This is a genomic window from Actinomyces respiraculi, assembly GCF_014595995.2.
GTDB lineage: Bacteria > Actinomycetota > Actinomycetes > Actinomycetales > Actinomycetaceae > Actinomyces > Actinomyces respiraculi.
Genome location: NZ_CP063989.1, coordinates 289,623 through 308,141, shown reverse-complemented (window position 1 = coordinate 308,141; position 18,519 = coordinate 289,623). Strand labels below are relative to the sequence as shown.

The window sequence follows — 18,519 nt, the reverse complement described above, 5'->3', positions numbered from 1 at the left end:
CGGACGTGAGACCTAAAAATGGACTGAAGAGGAGAATCAAGCAAGAGTTTGAGCCGCACCCAAGAAGACTAGCAATAATAGATATGATTGCAGCGAGAATTAGCGAAGATAGCACATGGGCCATATATATCTTCACCGGCGGCACGTGGGGCCCGCCGCCTCTTTTTACTTCTTCTTGCATGGTTTATCGAAGTCGGGAAGCATGCCGGCCGTAACGAAAGAATCGGCGACGATCTCCGCATATGAGGTTTCGGTTTCCGTGCCGCCTAAGCCAAATGATGAATTAGCGTCAAACACTTCCGAGACAGAATGAGTGGCGTCATCTTCTGGCACACCAGGAGAAACTGGTGCTGCATTGGCGACAGACCCCCAGGAGTAGTAGCGCTGCCGCCATCAAAATGGCTGTTAGTTGTCGAGCCTTGAGCGTAGCCATAACTACCGCACATCCTTCCATAGATTGGGGGGGGTATAGGACAGGAAGTGTGTCTGTGTTCTGGGTTTTGTGTTGTGCTGGTGTGGGAAAGTCGGGATGAATTGGTGGCCGGACATGATTGGGGATGCCTACGACCCACAGGCCACAGCGTATGATGCGTGTGGCCCAGACTAAGCGCAACGGGTCCACCGGCACGGGCATCCCCGATGAAGGTGCAAGGAGTGCGGGGCCTCAGCTACCCGGAAGCACCCAGGCACCAGCACAGGTTCCCACGCACTTTCCCACGCGCTGGCCGAGTTCATCGCCTGGGCTACCAGCACACACACCCAGGCCGAGGCTGCTAGCGGTCGTGACAGGGCGTTTCGCCGCCGGATCGCCTGGTGCTGGCACGTCCCCGTCCCCAAGCCGCCTGTTAGCGATGAGGTGTTCTCCCATGTGCTCATCGACAAGGCACCGATCGTGGCGGGATGGTCCACCACTACCAGCACCCGGCCGTGCTCACCGAGCCGACCATGGGTGACAACACCCCCGGATCATCACGACAGGGGCAAGACATCATGCCCACAGCGGCTGGCCCGGTCCCGGACCACCCGGAACCACCAACAAGGTAACGAGACCCCTGGGCGGGAGAGCCGACGACGTCGAGACGGTGCTCCTGTCTGTCTTGCACCGTATCCTGAGTCTCGTCATAGGCACCGCGCCCGCCCCGGCGGCGCAACGTGCCGCCACGCACCTGTGCGGGTCGATCCCGCCACGACCGCAGAGGAACGTCATGTCCCAGGTTCCCCCCCACTCAGGATCGCCTTACAGCCCCGCTCCTTACGGCCAGGATGGCCAGGGCGCAAACCCGTACTCGACCCCGAGCGCTTCCTCGGCCCCCGGGGCCTACCCTCCCGCTGGCCAGGGCGGCTATGGCCAGCCCTACGCGCAGCAGCCCCAGACGCAGCAGCCCCCGGCCTACAACGCCTACCCGTCGGTGCCCGCCTACGGCGCCCCCGCCGGATATGGCGCCGGCCCGGCGGCCACCGTGCGCTCGACCACCGGCCCGAAGATCCTCCTGACGATCGGCCTCGTCATGCTCGTCGGCGCCATCGTCGCTTTCGCGGTGTCACTCGCCTCGATCCTCAACGTCTCCGGATCCCTGTCGGAGATCCCGCGCAACGGCACCTCCACCGCGACCCTCGAGGTGGGCAACGTCTACGGCATCTATTCCGGTGGCCTCGTCTCCTGCGACGTGGCGGACCCGAGTGGTAAGCCCGTCAACCTCACCTCCGTCTCCTCGAATGACTCGAGCAACGTCGACGGCAACCCGCTCATCGGCGTCTTCACGCCCCAGACGAGCGGCGAGTACACCATCACCTGCACCAGCAGTTCCTCCAAGCCCGTGTACCTGGGCCTGTCTCTCAACGGTGACGGTCTGATCGCCAGCGGCCTGGGCATCGTCGGCTCGATCGTGCTGGGTCTGCCCGCCCTGCTCCTCACCATCGGCGGGATCATCTGGCTGGGCGTGCGCCGCTCGCAGAACAAGCAGGCTCAGGCCGCCGCCGGAGGCTACCCGGGGGCTCACTTCTGACCTTGTGCCTGCTGAGCAGCACGCGAGTTCACGTGTGAGGGGAGGGGGTCGATACCTGAGGTATCGACCCCCCTCCCCTCCCTATCGCACTCGTCAAGGAGATGCCCCGTCAGGAGGAGGGCGCCTCGCGCAGGGCCAGGGCCGTACGGTAGACCTCGTTGGCGCGCAGCCCCGCCGCCTGCGCCACCTGGGCCGCCGCGGCCTTGAGGCGCATGCCGTCGTCGGCCAGCACCAGGGCCTCACGCGCGACCTCCTGCGGATCCGCCGCCAGCACCTGGGCACCGGCGACGACCAGCACGATCTCCCCCAGGACCTCGCCCTCAGTGGAGGCGACGAGCTCGCCCAGCGTCGCGCGCCGCACCTCCTCGTAGGTCTTCGTCAACTCGCGGCACAGGGCAGCCCGACGCTCGCTGCCCAGCACCTGGGCCATCGTCGTCAGGGTCTGGTGCACGCGGCGCGGGGACTCGAAGAACACCATCGTGCGCCGCTCCTGCGCCAACGCCTCCAGCGCACGACGCTGCTCACCCGGCTTGCGGGGCAGGAAGCCCTCGAAGCAGAAACGGTCACTCGCAAGGCCGGACAGGGCCAGCGCCGTGAGCACAGCGGAGGGCCCGGGCGCGACGGTCACCGGCACACCGGCCTCGGCGGCGGCGACGACAAGCCGGTAGCCGGGGTCGGAGACCGAGGGCATCCCGGCGTCAGAGACCATGAGGACGCTGTGGCCCGCACGCGCGGCCTCGATGAGCTCGGCGGCACGCTCACGCTCATTGTGCTCATGGAAGGAGAGGATCCTGCCGCCCACGTGCACGCCCAGCCGCTGGGCAAGGTTGAGCAGCCGCCGGGTGTCCTCCGCCGCGACGAGCTCGGCGTGGGCCAGGGCGGCCCTCAACCGGGCCGATGCGTCACCCGCGTGGCCGATGGGGGTAGCCGCCAGGGTGATAACGCCGGGACGGGGCTCGTCGTCGGGGCGCATGGGCTCGGGTGCGGCACGGGTCATGGGGCCAGTATGAACGGTCCCCGTAGACTCGCCGCCGTGAGTCCTGACCCGAGCACTGTCTCCCCCGACGACGCAGACGCCACCAACCCGGACACGCCACCGGCCGCCGTCGGCACCCCCGACGACGCCGCCGCCACCCCCGGCGAAGAGGCGGCGCAGACCACCCCCGGGATCGACGTCGACACCCCCCGCACCGAGGAGAAGCTGCGAGAGAGCCTCGGGCTCGACCCCGTCGGCTGGAGCCTGGCGCCCGCGGTGCGGCTGCGCGGCTGGGTGGCAACCGGCGTCGTCGCCCTGGTGGCCGCCCTCACGCGCCTCATCGGGCTCGCTCACCCCTCGGGGCTCATCTTCGACGAGATCTACTACGTCAAGGATGCCTACGCGCTGTGGCACAACGGCTACGAATCGGTGTGGGCCGAGGGCTCCGACCGGCTCTTCGTGCAGGGTGACGTTTCCGGGCTCACAACCGAACCGTCGTTCATCGTCCACCCTCAGCTCGGCAAGTGGCTCATCGGGCTCGGCATGCAGTTCTTCGGGGCGGACTCCCCCGTCGGGTGGCGCTTCATGCCCGCTCTCGCCGGCATCCTCACGGTCGTCCTCCTCGCGCGCCTGACCATGCGACTGACGCGCTCCCCGCTGCTGGCTGGTCTCGCGGGGCTGCTGCTCGCCATCGATGGGGTCGGGATCACCGAGTCGCGCATCGCCCTGCTCGACGTCTTCATCGGGCTGTTCGGGCTGGCGTCGGTCTACCTGCTGGTGCGGGACCGCGAGCGGTTCCGCGCCCGCCTGGCTCGCGACCTCGCCGGGACCGTGCCCGGGGTGTGGGCGCCGGTGCCGATCCTGCGGCCGTGGCTGCTCGCGGCAGGCCTGAGTGCTGGGCTCACCTGCTCCATCAAGTGGTCGGGCGCCTACCTGCTCGCCGCGATGGGGATCATGGTCGTCGTCTGGGACCTCACCGCACTGTGGCGGGTCCAGGCCCGTTCGTGGCTGGCCGACGGCGTCCTGCACCGCGGCTTGCTCGATTTCCTCCACCTCGTCCCGACGGCGTTCGTCGTGTACGTGGCCAACTGGTGGTCATGGTTCGCCCACAGCGGGGCGTATAAGCACGGATGGGCCGCCGAGCAGCGGGCCGCCGGCACCCCCATTCGCGCGTGGCTGCCCGACTCGCTCAACGACCTGCTCGAGTACCACCAGTCCATGTACGCCTTCCACGTGGGCCTGGACTCCGAGCACCCCTACATGGCCAAGCCGACCGGCTGGCTCGTCCAGTGGAGGCCGACCTCCTTCTTCTGGCCCTCCGAGGAGGAGATGGGCTTCCCGACCTGCGGCAGCAGCCGGTGCATCCAGGCCATCACCTCCATCGGGAACATCCCCGTGTGGTGGGCTGCCGTCGTCGCCCTCATCTTCGGTGTCATCGTGCTCGCCTGGGTGCGCAGGGACTGGCGGGTGTGGGTCGCGCTCGTGGGTTACCTGGGCCTGTACCTGCCGTGGTTCCTCTACTGGGACCGCACGATCTTCACCTTCTACACGGTCGCCTTCGTGCCCTACGTGGTGCTCATACTCGTGCTCGCCCTGGGCTCCGTGACCGGCCTGCTGCAGCCTGTGCCCGGGTCGGCGGCGGCCCGGCAGGAGGCGGAGCTGCTCGCAGCCGACGAGATCGGGCCGGGGCTGCCGGCCCCTCGTAGCGTGGCGGCGCAGTTCCTCGGCTTCCAGATGAGCCCGATGCGGCAGGGTCTGCCTGAGGCGTGGAGCGGCGTGCCGGTGTGGCGCACGCGGGGTGAGGGGTACGCGCTCATGGGTCTACTCGTGCTAGCCGCTGTGGTTTTTGCGGCGCTGTGGTGGCCGATCTGGACGGGTCAGACGGTGTCCTACGAGTTCTGGCGCTGGCACATGCTCTTCGACAACTGGATCTGAGCCTCGGCGAGCGGGCAGGTCCGGGCGGGGCCAGGAGCGGAGCGCCTGTCACGGATCCCTAGTCAGAGAATTATGAGCTTTTGTGGATCCGCAGAATTCTGCGGTTTCTGGGTGCCCGGGTGGGGCGAGATGGGCTCTGACTAGGGATCCGTGACACCCCCGGCCCCGTAGAGCTGGGTGCGCGCGGACACCTGGCACGTGTGGGGCGCTGGTGGGCTCGAGGGGGCAGTGCCCGGCGCCAGGGGTGTCCACGCGGCGGACATGACCGGCCCCAACGCTTAACCGGCTCATCCCATTTGGGGGTGTGGGTGGGGTCTGGGTCCTCTGGTCTTTAGTTGTGTCAGGCTCCGGGTTTGGTGGGGGCTGGTTTGTCTGGTGCCGGTGGTTGCTGGTTGGGGGTGGTGGGTGGTCTGGGTGTGGGGGGTGTTGGTGGCTGGTTGGAGGGTGCTGTCGTGCCCGGGCGGGGGCGCAGCGTGGCGGTGGTGGGGTGGGGGCGGGTGGTGCCCGCCCAGGGGGGCCTGCTGGGTGGTGGCGGTCACGGGCGTCGTCCAGATCGTCCAGGTTCTGCCAAGGGGCTGTGGGTGTCGAGGTGGGCGCGGTTGCGGATGGGCTTGGCCCTTGTGACAGTGGGTTCAGGGCCTGGGCCAGCACCTGCGTAAGGGGGCCGTCCCTTTTGGGGCCGACGCAGGGCCACGGCGTCGGCTTGGCTCGGGGCCTGGCCGTGGCCGGTGGGTGCGGTGCTGCGCCGCGCGGTCGCAAGTGGTGGGCCAGGCCCGCCAGCGCCCCCCCCTCTCTCGCTCACGCGGGGGCGTGCTGGTGGTAGGCAGGGGTCTTGTCCCGAGGAAGCACAGTTAGTGTGGACCACTTGCTGCCATCTTGGACCACCTGCCGTCGTTCGGACCACCTACGGACGCGTCTGGGGTGGTCCAAACGACCGAACGTGGTCCAAACGACCGAACGTGGTCCGGAACTGATCAATGGCGCTCCACACAGCGCACCGGGGCCCGGCAGCGGCCCCAGCCACCGGCCGACCGTCGCCGGCCAGACCCGCAAGCACTCAGCCGCCCGACCCATGGACCAGCCCTCCACCACCAGGCGGGCAAGACGACGACGCCCCCCAGGCGGGCAAGACGACGACGCCCCCCAGGCGTCAAAGGTGCGCCAGCATGCGCCATGAAGGCCTCCCCAGACCGCACGTGAGCGTCAACCCCGCATCCCGCCCAGCAGACCTCCACCCAACCCGTTCACAACCCCAAAGAAAGCACAACTAGAGACCGGAGGACTCAGACCCCACCCACACCCTCAATTGGGAAGAGCCGCTTAACCCGCCGGGAGGAAACGGCGTGATCACGGGAGTCTGGACGGGGGTGTCGACGGCGGTCACGGTTCATGTCCGCCGCGTGGACAGCCGACGGTACGCCCGGCCTGGCCGGGGGCGGTGGGCGGGTGGTTGGAGCACACCACCCCCGAAAAGCCACCCAGAAGCCTCACCCCCGCAAACCCCCAAACTGTCACCGATGTCCGGAGACATCACAGCGGCAGATGGTCGTGTTTTTGGGGGCTGGGGTGGGCCGGGGGCTGGGGTGGGCCGGGGGCTGGGGTTGGGTGTTGGGTGGTGTGTGCCTGGGGTTTCTGGGGCTTGTGTGGTTGGGTGTGTCGCGCGGGCCGCCCTGCCACCGCGTCCCCCTGGGTGTGTGGGGGACGGTGGCAGGGCGGCGTGTGTGGTGTGTGTCCGGCGGTGTCCTGCTCTCCCGCACCCTGGCGGGTGCAGTACCATCGGCGCTGGGGGTCTTAGCTTCCGGGTTCGGTATGGGGCCGGGCGTGGCTCCCCCGCTGTGACCACCGGGACGTCTATGGGGTTGTGTGTGTGCCGCACCCTGGCGCGCCGGCCTGGTGCCGGGCTGCCCCTCCTGGCTGGTGCGCGCACAGTGACTTGTGCGTGTGCGTGTGTGGGGGGGGTGGGTGTGGTGTTGTGGCGGCCTGCCCACACGTGCCCACAGTGTTTGTGGGTGTGTGTGGGTGTGTGGTGGGGTGGGTTGGTCCTGAGACCGTACAGTGGACGCGGGCTCTGGTGCCCTGGTTGCGGTCCCCCCTCTCGAAGTGTGTTGGGGGGTGTGTGTTGTTTGTGTCGGCCTGTTAGTACCGGTCGGCTTGCAGGTCCTTGCGGGCCTTCCACGTCCGGCCTATCGACCCAGTGGTCTGCTGGGGGCCTTCCAACCACCCCCGGGGGGGGTGGTTGTGGATACCTTGTCTTGAGGGTGGTTTCCCGCTTAGATGCTTTCAGCGGTTACCCGTGCCGAACGTGGCCAACCAGCCGTGCCCCGGGCGGGACAACTGGCACACCAGAGGTTCGTCCGTCCCGGTCCTCTCGTACTGGGGACAGGTCCTCTCAAGTATCCTGCGCGCGCAGAGGATAGGGACCGAACTGTCTCACGACGTTCTGAACCCAGCTCGCGTACCGCTTTAATGGGCGAACAGCCCAACCCTTGGGACCTGCTCCAGCCCCAGGATGCGACGAGCCGACATCGAGGTGCCAAACCATGCCGTCGATATGGACTCTTGGGCAGGATCAGCCTGTTATCCCCGGGGTACCTTTTATCCGTTGAGCGACGACCCACCCACTCGGGATCGCCGGATCACTAGTTCCTGCTTTCGCACCTGCCCGACCTGTCGGTCTCGCAGTCAAGCCCCCTTGTGCACTTGCACTCGACACCTGGTTGCCGACCAGGCTGAGGGGACCTTTGAGCGCCTCCGTTACTCTTTAGGAGGCAACCGCCCCAGTTAAACTACCCACCAGGCACTGTCCCTGGCCCGGCTCACGGGCCGAGGTTCAGGCGCACGCCACGGCCAGAGTGGTATCTCAACGACGACTCCACGACCGCTGGCGCGGCCGTCTCGCGGTCTCCCACCTATCCTGCACAAGCCGTGGCGGGCGCCAATACCAAGCTGTAGTAAAGGTCCCGGGGTCTTTCCGTCCTTCTGCGCGTAACGAGCATCTTTACTCGTAGTGCAATTTCGCCGAGCTCATGGTGGAGACAGCGGGGAAGTCGTTACGCCATTCGTGCAGGTCGGAACTTACCCGACAAGGAATTTCGCTACCTTAGGATGGTTATAGTTACCACCGCCGTTTACTGGGGCTTGAACTCGCCGCTTCACCCCTGGGGGTTGACGGCTCCTCTTGACCTTCCAGCACCGGGCAGGCGTCAGTCCGTATACATCGCCTTGCGGCTTCGCACGGACCTGTGTTTTTGATAAACAGTCGCTCCCCCCTGGTCTCTGCGGCCCTCACCCCCAGCCCGCTGCGGGGCCTCAGGGCTCGGGCCCCCCTTCTCCCGAAGTTACGGGGGCATTTTGCCGAGTTCCTTCACCATGATTCTCTCGTGCGCCTAGGCATGCTCTGCCCGACCACCTGTGTCGGTTTAGGGTACGGGCGGCTGGCACCATCGCGTCGAGGCTTTTCTCGGCACCCCAGGATCACCCTGCTTCCCAGCACAACCGTGCCGGTCACCATCACGCCTCACCCTCGTCATCAAAGACAGCCGCCCGGATTTGCCTGGGCGGCGGGCCGCGCGCTTGGACGGGCCAAGCCATCAGGCCCGCGGAGGCTACCACTGTGCGTCACCCCTGTTAACACGCTTGCCTACCTGCACGGAGGGTCCCCAGACCCCGGCCCACCACCACCACCAGCCGGCCGAGGCCGGACCCGGTGGCAGCAATAACGTGGGACCCGGGGCGTGGGTCAGCACCCGCGCGTCAGCATGGGCGGTGCTTCGCCGGTACGGGAATATCAACCCGTCGTCCATCGACTACGCCTGTCGGCCTCGCCTTAGGTCCCGACTCACCCAGGGCGGACTAGCCTGGCCCTGGAACCCTTGGTCATTCGGCGCTAGGGCTTCCCACCCTAGTATCGCTACTCATGCCTGCATTCTCACTCCCGCACCGTCCACCCCTGGGTCACCCCGGGGCTTCACCCGGTGCAGGACGCTCCCCTACCACCCACCACCCCTGACAACCACCCCCAAGGAGGGGGGCCGGTCGTGGGGACCGTGTGGCAGGCCCGCGGCTTCGGCGGTGCGCTTGAGCCCCGCTACATTGTCGGCGCACGACCACTTGACCAGTGAGCTATTACGCACTCTTTCAAGGATGGCTGCTTCTAAGCCAACCTCCTGGTTGTCCACGCGGCCGCACATCCTTTCCCACTTAGCACACGCTTAGGGGCCTTAGCCGACGGTCTGGGCTGTTTCCCTCTCGACCACGGAGCTTATCCCCCGCGGTCTCACTGCCCCGCTCCCACCCGACCGGCATTCGGAGTTTGGCTGACGTCAGTAACCCTGTGGGGCCCATCAGCCACCCAGTAGCTCTACCTCCGGCGGGAAGCACGGGACGCTGCACCTAAATGCATTTCGGGGAGAACCAGCTATCACGGAGTTTGATTGGCCTTTCACCCCTACCCACAGCTCATCCCCCCAGTTTTCAACCTAGGTGGGTCCGGTCCTCCACACGCTCTTACACGCGCCTCAACCTGGCCATGGGTAGATCACCCCGCTTCGGGTCTAGACCGCGCCACTACAAACGCCCTGTTCGGACTCGCTCTCGCTACGGCTCCCCCAGGCGGGTTAACCTCGCGACACGGCACTAACTCGCAGGCTCATTCTTCAATAGGCACGCCATCACCCCCCACCCCCCGGCAAAGGGAGGCCAGCAAGGGCTCTGACGGCTTGCAAGCGCCCGGTTTCAGGTACTGTTTCACTCCCCTCCCGGGGTACTTTTCACCATTCCCTCACGGTACTCATCCGCTATCGGTCACCAGGAGGTATTCAGGCAGCCAAGTGGTCTTGGCAGATTCACACAGGATTCCACGGGCCCCGTGCTACTCGGGAGCACGCGCACACAGCCGGCACGGTTTCACCTACGGGGCTCTCACCCACTACGGCCCCCCATCCCAGAGGGTTCGGCTACCACACCAGTTTCTCACTGCGCCCAGCACCGGCAGGCACTGGAGACACGCGTCCCACAACCCCGCGGCGGCAACCCCTGCCGGGTGATCACACCACCACGGTTTAACCATCCTCCGCTTTCGCTCGCCACTACTCACGGAATATCTTCTCCTACGGGTACTAAGATGTTTCACTTCCCCGCGTCACCCCCCACACCCTATGAAATTCAGGCGCAGGTGACACGACATAACTCGTGCCGGGTCCCCCCATTCGGACACCCTCGGATCACAGCCCGTCAGCCGGCTCCCCGAGGCTTATCGCAGGCCACCACGTCCTTCATCGGCCCCTGATGCCAAGGCATCCACCGAACGCTCAAAAAAACAAACAAAACACACGCACCCACCACACAAGGCAGCGGGCACGCGTCCACAAAGAACAAAGATGCTCGCGTCCACTATACAGTTCACAACCAACCCACCCACAACCCCCCAAACCACCAACCAGCCCCCCAAGCAACAACAAGGGAGGACCCGGCCAGCAGCCACAGGAGGGCCCGGGCCACCAGGGCGCACTGCCCCAGACCCCGACAGCGTGCCACCCCCACCACAACCCCCCACACCGGGGGGCCGCACGCGGGGCGGCCACCACACCCACCCCGGCCCCCCCCAAGCAAAAAGGGAGGGCGACAGGGCCCGGGCACAGCAGCCGGTCCTCCATGCACACAGCGCTTCCAGCACCCACCAGACCAGCACCCCGCACCACCGGTCGGCAGCACGAGCACCAGCCAGCAGGCCACAGCTCCTTAGAAAGGAGGTGATCCAGCCGCACCTTCCGGTACGGCTACCTTGTTACGACTTCGTCCCAATCACCAGCCCCACCTTCGACCGCTCCCCGTAGGGCCACGGGCTTCGGGTGTCGCCGACTTTCATGACGTGACGGGCGGTGTGTACAAGGCCCGAGAACGTATTCACCGCAGCGTTGCTGATCTGCGATTACTAGCGACTCCAGCTTCACGGTGTCGAGTTGCAGACACCGATCCGAACTGAGACCGGCTTTAAGGGATTCGCCCCGCCTCACGGCATCGCAACCCTCTGTACCGGCCATTGTAGCATGCGTGAAGCCCAAGACATCAGGGGCATGATGATTTGACGTCATCCCCACCTTCCTCCGAGTTCACCCCGGCAGTCTCCCGCGAGTCCCCACCACGACGTGCTGGCAACACGGGACAAGGGTTGCGCTCGTTGCGGGACTTAACCCAACATCTCACGACACGAGCTGACGACAACCATGCACCACCTGTGAGGACGCCCAAAAAAAGGGAGGGCACGTCTCCGCGCCGGCCGCCCACATGTCAAGCCTTGGTAAGGTTCTTCGCGTCGCATCGAATTAATCCGCATGCTCCGCCGCTTGTGCGGGCCCCCGTCAATTCCTTTGAGTTTTAGCCTTGCGGCCGTACTCCCCAGGCGGGGCACTTAATGCGTTAGCTACGGCGCGGAGACCCCGGAAAGAGCCCCCACACCTAGTGCCCAACGTTTACGGCGTGGACTACCAGGGTATCTAATCCTGTTCGCTCCCCACGCTCTCGCTCCTCAGCGTCAGTAACGGCCCAGAGACCCGCCTTCGCCACCGGTGTTCCTCCTGATATCTGCGCATTCCACCGCTACACCAGGAATTCCAGCCTCCCCTGCCGCACTCAAGCCGGCCCGTACCCACCGCAAGCCCCCAGTTAAGCCAGAGGATTTCACGACAGACGCGACCAGCCGCCTACAAGCCCTTTACGCCCAATAATTCCGGACAACGCTCGCGCCCTACGTATTACCGCGGCTGCTGGCACGTAGTTAGCCGGCGCTTCTTAACCCAGCTACCGTCACCACCCCCAAGAAGAAGGCGGCTGCTTCACTGGCGAAAGAGGTTCACAACCCGAAGGCCTCCATCCCTCACGCGGCGTCGCTGCATCAGGCTTGCGCCCATTGTGCAATATTCCCCACTGCTGCCTCCCGCAGGAGTCTGGGCCGTGTCTCAGTCCCAGTGTGGCCGTCCACCCTCTCAGGCCGGCTACCCGTCAAAGCCTTGGTAGGCCATCACCCCACCAACAAGCTGATAGGCCGCGAGCCCATCCCCCACCAAAACCAGCCAAAAGACCAGAATCTTTCCCAACCCACCCATGCGAGCAGGCCAGAATACCCCGTATTAGCCCCACTTTCATGAGGTTATCCAGAAGAAGAGGGCAGGTTACTCACGTGTTACTCACCCGTTCGCCACTCACCACCCACAAACACAAAGCCCGCAGGCAGCCCGTTCGACTTGCATGTGTTAAGCACGCCGCCAGCGTTCGTCCTGAGCCAGGATCAAACTCTCCAAACAAAACAAACACCCAAACACGCACACACGCAACAAGCACGCGCACACGCACCCAGGCAAAAACAAGAGAAAAACTCTCACCAGGCCCACACCCACACCCACCCCCACAAACACAGAGGCAGGCACAGGCAAAACCAAAAACAAAACAAAGCACACCCACCAAACCCACAACAAAGCAGGCCCAGCAGACACACCCACTATGGCATAAAAAACATGACACACTATCGAGTTCTCAAACAACACACCCACAAGAGCCACGAAGAACCATCCGGCACCCCGCCAACCCCTCAAGGCGACCCGACCAAGTAAACCAGCAGACCCCGAACCAGTCAACACCAGGATCGGTGATCCCAGTCTCAACAGCCCCAGAGAACTCCCGGACCTAGTCGATCCACCTCCCGGAGGCCTCAGCCCCGAGCGGCAGCGGGTAGAACACTAACCCCACCCAGCCCCCACACGTCAAACCCCTTCGCCGTGACGCTGCGCACTCCAGGCTCGGAGGCGGACGCGCCCAGACGCGGCGAAACGCGCCCAAACGCAGAAAACCCGGACCTCGCGGTCCGGGCCTTGGTGGAGCTAGGGGGATTCGAACCCCCGACCTTCTCATTGCGAACGAGACGCGCTACCAACTGCGCCATAGCCCCAAGTGCTGGATGATCGTAGCACCGCCGGTGGGAGCGCCTGCAAGCCACAGCCCCGTGAAGCGGACCACGGCCAGGGCGTACCCCACTCCGGGCTCAGGCCCCAGCAGCCCGACGACGCTCCAGCACGGCGTCGAGGTCGATGGGGGCGGCAGCCTCCACCTCCTCTTCAAGCGGCACGTACGCGTGCGCCGCAACAGGACGCATCGGCACCGGCGCGGAGGGCTGGGCCGACTCCGCCAGCCCGTCGATCGCGCGACGCGGGGCGCTCGCCACCAGCGTGTAGGTCGGCGCGGGAACCTTGACCGGCGTCCACCCCTGGGGCGGGGTCACCGTCGTCGGCTCCTGGACGGTCCTTGTCGACGACGCCACTGCCTCTGTCGATGTCTCCGCGACGGCAGCCGATGCCTCCGCGGACACGGCGCCGCCGGCCGCTGCGGCCGGCTCCTCCGTCAGCAACGACTCAGCCAGCAGCGACTGAGCCCTCTTGGCCACGACCTCGGCCGACGGCATTTCCGCCCGCGCTCCCCGGGCGGCCGCTTCAGCCGTAGCCACCTGCTCAGGCGCATGGTCGGAGGGAAGCGTACCCGTCAGTCGGGTGAGGTCAGCCTCCAGCCGAGCAATGCGGCGCCGCCCGCGTCGGTCCGCCTCCGCCGAGGTCACAGCGGCCTGACGGCCCACCACCATCGACGTCGCAAGCAACACGGTCGGCACCAGCACCGTCCACCACGGCAGCGCCGTCACCACGGATGCGACGGCGGTGCCCGCCAACACGGCGAGGAGCGCCAGCGCCACGACCGCACGGCGGAAGGCGGCAACCCGGCGGTGCTCACGCCCCTCCTGGTGAGCTCGACGTGCGCGCACCAGGTCACGCTCGGTACGCAGCGCACGCACGTTCCTCACTGCCGGCCTGTTCATGGCCCTGACCTCCGGTCGGTACTTGAAGATCTCCGCATGCACCTCACTCGCGCAGGCCTCGTCGGCGCAGGGTGCGGACGCCCCCGTGGCCAGGACCCTCAGGTTGCCCGAGTAGCGGTCCTGAGCCCGAGACAGGCCCATCACCTCGCGACGCCCCACCAGCAGCGGCAGGAGGTACACGGCGAGAACCACGACGAGGACGACCAGCGCCCAGATCTCGATTCCCACCCGTCAACCGTAAGCGGCTCACAGGCGCGTGGACCGCAGCGACGCGGCGTGTTGACCCTCCTGGCCGGGCAGCCACAGCCCCGGCGGTCCCGACGGCGGTCGCCCCGTTCCGGCGTCGGCCAGCCCCGGCCGTCCCGACGACGTGCCCCAGCTGACCCGGCGTCGGCCAACCCCGGCGGTCCCGACGGCGGTCGCCCCGTTCCGGCGTCGGCCAACCCCGGCCGTCCCGACGTCATGCCCCAGCTGACCCGGCGTCAGCCAACCCCGGCCTCAGCGGGCCTTGGCGGCCAGCCGGGCCACCAGGGCGCCGTCGGCCTCCATCTGCTCCGCCGTACGCACGTGCACCACGTGGTCCGCCCACTCGCCGTCGATATGCATGAGCCCGCGGCGCAGGCCCTCGCGCTCCAGCCCCAGCCGACGGCATACCGCCAGGCTGCGCGCATTGTCCGGCCGGACCGCCACCTCCACCCGGTGCAGACCCACCTGCGGCCTCAGCAGGTGGTCAATGACCATCGCCAGCGCCAGGGTCATGACGCCCCGCCCCTCCCAGGCGCCGCCGATCCAGTAGCCGACCATCGCCTGGCGCAGCGAACCCCACTGGATCGGAGACACCGTGATCTGGCCGGCGAAGACGCCGTCGACCTCCAAGGCAAAGGGCATGACCTCTCCGCGACGCGCCTGCGCCCACGAGCGCCGCACGTAACGGCTGAACGATGGTGCCTGCTCGCCCGAGCCCGGCGGCAGGCTCGCCTCCCAGCGCGACAGGCGGGCATCGTCGGCCTGGCGCAGGCTCGACCACGGCTCCTCGTCACTCACCGACAGCGGCCGCAGCACCACCGTCTGCGGGCCGCGCGCCAGCCCGCGCACCGTCACCGCAGACTCGCGCAGCACCACGGGCCACGGGTACCGGCGCCCGGGCCGTCCCAGCCGACCCGTCAGCCGGGCCAGGGCCCCGCCCACGTCAGGCGTCCAGCAGCAGGCAGTGCAGGCGGTCCCCCGCCACCACCGTCGTCGTCTCCTCGGGCACGACGACGACGGCGTTCGCCCGCGCCAGGCCCAGCAGCCGGTAGGTCCCCGGCTCGCAGGTCGGCTCCGCCTGGTAGCCCTTCGAGGGGGAGCCCGTCAGGTGCACCGGGACGAACTCCCGCTTGCCCGACGGCGAGTGCCAGCCCGTGCTCACCTGGGCCGGCAGGGAGGTGCGGTGCAGCGATGCCCAGCCGGCGATCTGCCGCAGCACCGGGCGCACGAAGGTCTCGAAAGCGATCTGCGCCCCCACCGGGTCACCGGGCAGGCAGAAGATCGGGGTGCCCTCCACCGTGCCAACGCCGAGCTGGCGGCCGGGCGACATGGCGACCGCGTCAAAGCGCACCGAGCCCAGCGGTGCCAGCACATCCTTGACCGTGTCCCCCTGGCCGACGGACAGCCCGCCCGTCGTGATGAGGACGTCGGCGCGCACAAGCTGGTCCTCGATCGTCTCCGACAGCGCCCGCAGCTCGTCGGGCACGGCGGCGACGCGGAAGGCCTGGCCCCCGGCGTCCGTCACCGCCGAGGCCAGGGCGTGGCCATTGGCGTCGTAGACGTCGCCACTCTCACGGGGGCTGCCCGGCTCGACCAGCTCATCGCCGATGGACACGATGACCACGCGCGGGGCCGGGCGGACCTTGACCCGCTGGCGTCCCACGCCGGCCAGCAGGGCCACCTGGCGGGCGGAGACGCGGGTCCCCTGCGGCAGGACGGTGGTGCCGGCCGTGACGTCCTCGCCACGTCGGCGGACGTTCTGCCCCACGGTGGTGCAGGTGCGCACCTGCACCTGCGAGGTGCCGCGGTCCGTGTCCGTCCAGGCGACGACGGCATCCGCCCCCGTCGGCATCGGGGCCCCCGAGTCGATGAGCACCGCGGAGCCGGGCACCAGGCGGGTCGGCCGAACATCACCGGCACGCACGGCATCCATGACATCGAGGCGGACCGGGTGGTCCGGTGAGGCGTCCTCAAGGTCGACGGTGCGCACTGCGTAGCCATCGAGGCCCGCCAGGTCGAGGGCGGGCAGGTCGATGTCGGCGACGACGTCCTCCGCGAGGACACACCCGACAGCGTCGGGCAGGACCACATCAAGGGGAGCGGCCGCCTGGGCGATGTCGAGGCAGGCGGACAGGTGCTCGGCGACGGTTCTCATGGTGCCTCCTGGTGCGGCGGGCCTGCCGGAACGGTGCGGGGCAACGGGGCGCCCCGGGTCGTCAGGCTACTCGGGCGAGGCACGCATGGACCCCACCGGCGCACCTGAGAGAATGGGGTTATGACTACACCGACCCACCCACTGCCCGTCACCGACGAGTTAGAGGTCAGCGACGCGAAGGAGCAGCTGCGTCAGGTCCTGCGCCGGCACCGGCATCAACACCACCGTCACCCCACCACCGGTCACGACGCCGCCTGCGAGGCCGTCACCGACCACGCCCTGCAGGCCGTCCAAGGCCTGAGCGGCGTCGCCGCCTACGTCTCGGTCTCCCACGAGCCCTGCACGCGCCTGCTCCTGGAGCGTCTGCGCGAGGCGGGCGTGAACGTCCTGCTGCCCGTGCTCGGGCCTCAGCTCTCACGCTCGTGGAGCTACTACCGGGGCGAGGAGGATCTCGCTGAGCACGCTCCCGGCCGTCCGCCGGGACCTGGCGGCGAGGTCCTGCCCGCTGAGGAGGTCGGCCGGGTGCAGGCCCTGATCGTCCCGGCCTTGGCGGTGGACCGGCGTGGTCGCCGCCTGGGGCAGGGCGGGGGCTGGTACGACCGGATGCTGCCGTTGCGTGCCGACGGCACCCAGATCTTCGCCATGGTCCACCCGGACGAGCTCGTGGCGGGTCCACTACCCGTCGAGGAGCACGACGTTGCCGTCGACGCGGTCATCACCTCGGAGTCCTGGTTCCTGCTCGAGGGCTCAGCATTCTCCTCCGGGGCCTGAGCCCCAGCCCGGCACCCGGGCCCCGGGGCTCCACAGCCGCCCTCCGCGACAGGCCGTGGCCCGCGAATCCACAGCCCGCGTGCCCCCAGGGTGAGGACGCGGGCCCGAGGAGCGATGGTGGGCGCATGCCGCACCGTCGCTCGCCCTCCGCCCCGTCCCGCGCCCCCGGCCCGGGACGGCGTCGTCCACCACGGCCGTCCCTCCTGCTGTGGCGCTCGCGCCACCTCGTCGTGGGCCTGTGCCTGGGCGCGGTCCTCGCCCTCGCGCTGAGCATCATGCGCCCGGCCGGCCCTCAGACGACCAGCGTCCTGGTGCTGGCCCGCCCGGTCAGCGCCGGGGCGATCCTCAACGAGTCCGACGTCGAGTGGCGCGAGGTCCCGCAGGCCGCACTGCCACGCGCTGGACTGGCGGACGAGAGCGTCATCGGCTGCCGGGCGGCCGTTGCCCTGGAGGAGGGGACCGTCCTGGCGACGACGATGACATCCGCCGCGCTCGCCGTCGGCCTGTCCCCCGCCGAGCGGCTCGTCCAGGTCCCAGTCGACATCGGCGCGGAGCTGGCCCAGGTGGGCAGCGTCGTCGACGTCGTGGCCGCGGACCCCTCGGGGTCGGGTGAGTCCGTCGTCGTGGCGGCGGGGGCGAGGGTGGTGCTCGCGCACACAGAGGAGCGGACGAATCACTGGGATTCCGGGACTCAGACCACTCTCGTCAGCCTCGCCGTTCCCGCGTCGGCGGCAACCGTTGTCGTCGGAGCAGCGACACAAGGTACCCTCGGTATCGTGCTGAGTCCTTGACACGGCATGTTCGCCGCTACTCGGCAGCACGTTTCCAACCCGTTCCGCGTTGTCATCGGCCCGTCTGTGCCAGTCAGCGCATGTGCCACACCGGCACCCCACAGAAAGGACCCTCTTGATTAACGGATTCAAGGAGTTCATCGCCAAGGGCAATGCCCTCGAGCTGGCCGTCGCCGTCATCATCGGCGCCGCCTTCAGCCCGATCGTCACCGCGATCACCGACGTCATCATGGCGATCATCGCCGGCGTCGTCGGCCAACCCAACTTCGACGACGTGCTCTCCTTCGCCATCAATGGCTCCGTCGTGAGGCCCGGTACGATCATCACCGCGATCGTCAACTTCCTGCTCGTGGCCGTCGCCGTGTACTTCGCCATCGTCGTGCCGCTCAACAAGATCAAGGAGCGCCGCAAGACCGAGGAGGAGGCTCCGGCCGACCCCACCGAGGCCGAGCTCCTCGTCCAGATCCGCGACCTGCTCGCCGCTGGCTCCAAGTGAGCCACTGAGCGGGCCACTGAGCCGACCTCTGTCGGCCACTGCCGGCCGAGTCTCGTCACGACGCCCGTCGTTCCCCTGGGGAAGGACGGGCGTCGTCGTGCGGCGGGTTCAGCCCCAGTGCGGCGGTACTTCGGCGAGCAGCCGGGCGTCATTGGCCTGCTCACCGGCGCCGTCGGGACGCGCACGCGCCTGTGTCAGCGCGTCCAGGCCCCGGCGCCGCTCCACCTCAGCCTCAGCCTCCGGCAGCTCCCCGCGAGCCACCCGCTCGCGATCCGTTGCGGACAAC

Annotated in this window: 10 protein-coding genes, 1 tRNA gene and 3 rRNA genes; 5 read left to right on the top strand and 9 right to left on the bottom strand. The window is 67.7% G+C overall.

Going from position 1 to position 18,519, the window contains the following annotated elements:
* Positions 1 to 1,205: 1,205 nt before the first annotated feature.
* Positions 1,206 to 2,006 (top strand): hypothetical protein, encoded by an 801-nt coding sequence (locus tag ID810_RS01275; RefSeq protein WP_166858833.1) that lies wholly within the window; start codon positions 1,206 to 1,208, stop codon positions 2,004 to 2,006.
* Positions 2,007 to 2,115: 109 nt separating this feature from the next.
* On the opposite strand, the gene rsmI is transcribed toward ID810_RS01275, so the two are convergent.
* Positions 2,116 to 3,003: a 16S rRNA (cytidine(1402)-2'-O)-methyltransferase gene (gene rsmI, locus ID810_RS01270; protein ID WP_166858834.1), complete on the bottom strand. Its 888-nt coding sequence runs from the start codon at positions 3,001 to 3,003 to the stop codon at positions 2,116 to 2,118.
* Between the two features lie 36 nt (positions 3,004 to 3,039).
* Here rsmI and ID810_RS01265 point away from each other — a divergent pair, with 36 nt between their 5' ends.
* On the top strand, positions 3,040 to 4,917 hold the full coding sequence (locus ID810_RS01265) for a dolichyl-phosphate-mannose--protein mannosyltransferase (protein WP_425321775.1): 1,878 nt from the start codon (positions 3,040 to 3,042) through the stop codon (positions 4,915 to 4,917).
* A gap of 1,730 nt (positions 4,918 to 6,647) precedes the next feature.
* On the opposite strand, the gene rrf is transcribed toward ID810_RS01265, so the two are convergent.
* From rrf to ID810_RS01230, 7 genes are all read right to left on the bottom strand, one after another.
* A 5S ribosomal RNA gene (gene rrf / locus ID810_RS01260) occupies positions 6,648 to 6,764 on the bottom strand.
* Positions 6,765 to 7,034: 270 nt separating this feature from the next.
* Positions 7,035 to 10,242, bottom strand: a 23S ribosomal RNA gene (locus tag ID810_RS01255).
* 418 nt (positions 10,243 to 10,660) lie between these two features.
* Positions 10,661 to 12,218: ribosomal RNA gene (locus ID810_RS01250) — 16S ribosomal RNA — on the bottom strand.
* Together the 16S, 23S and 5S rRNA genes form the textbook arrangement of a ribosomal RNA operon.
* Positions 12,219 to 12,783: 565 nt before the next feature.
* Positions 12,784 to 12,859 (bottom strand) — tRNA-Ala (locus ID810_RS01245).
* A gap of 93 nt (positions 12,860 to 12,952) precedes the next feature.
* Positions 12,953 to 14,002, bottom strand: a complete 1,050-nt coding sequence (locus tag ID810_RS01240; RefSeq protein ID WP_166857163.1) for a hypothetical protein — start codon at positions 14,000 to 14,002, stop codon at positions 12,953 to 12,955.
* A gap of 270 nt (positions 14,003 to 14,272) precedes the next feature.
* The gene (locus tag ID810_RS01235; protein ID WP_235931544.1) at positions 14,273 to 14,896 is read right to left on the bottom strand and encodes a GNAT family N-acetyltransferase; all 624 of its coding nucleotides are present in this window, start codon (positions 14,894 to 14,896) and stop codon (positions 14,273 to 14,275) included.
* A 67-nt stretch (positions 14,897 to 14,963) separates the two neighbouring features.
* On the bottom strand, positions 14,964 to 16,175 hold the full coding sequence (locus ID810_RS01230) for a molybdopterin molybdotransferase MoeA (protein ID WP_166857161.1): 1,212 nt from the start codon (positions 16,173 to 16,175) through the stop codon (positions 14,964 to 14,966).
* Between the two features lie 120 nt (positions 16,176 to 16,295).
* On the opposite strand from ID810_RS01230, the gene ID810_RS01225 reads away from it, so the two are divergent.
* The 3 genes from ID810_RS01225 to mscL all read left to right on the top strand — a co-directional run bounded on the left by ID810_RS01225 (position 16,296) and on the right by mscL (position 18,233).
* Entirely contained in the window at positions 16,296 to 16,946 is a 651-nt protein-coding gene (locus ID810_RS01225; RefSeq protein WP_166857159.1) for a 5-formyltetrahydrofolate cyclo-ligase, read from the top strand.
* 125 nt (positions 16,947 to 17,071) lie between these two features.
* The gene (locus ID810_RS01220; RefSeq protein WP_166857157.1) at positions 17,072 to 17,737 is read left to right on the top strand and encodes an SAF domain-containing protein; all 666 of its coding nucleotides are present in this window, start codon (positions 17,072 to 17,074) and stop codon (positions 17,735 to 17,737) included.
* Positions 17,738 to 17,852: 115 nt separating this feature from the next.
* Positions 17,853 to 18,233 carry a large conductance mechanosensitive channel protein MscL gene (gene mscL, locus ID810_RS01215; RefSeq protein ID WP_166857155.1) on the top strand — a complete coding sequence of 127 codons (381 nt, stop codon included), beginning with the start codon at positions 17,853 to 17,855 and terminating at the stop codon, positions 18,231 to 18,233.
* Positions 18,234 to 18,341: 108 nt separating this feature from the next.
* Here the strand turns inward: mscL and ID810_RS01210 are convergent, their stop codons facing one another.
* On the bottom strand, positions 18,342 to 18,518 hold the full coding sequence (locus tag ID810_RS01210) for a transcriptional regulator (protein WP_235931545.1): 177 nt from the start codon (positions 18,516 to 18,518) through the stop codon (positions 18,342 to 18,344).
* Position 18,519: the final 1 nt, after the last annotated feature.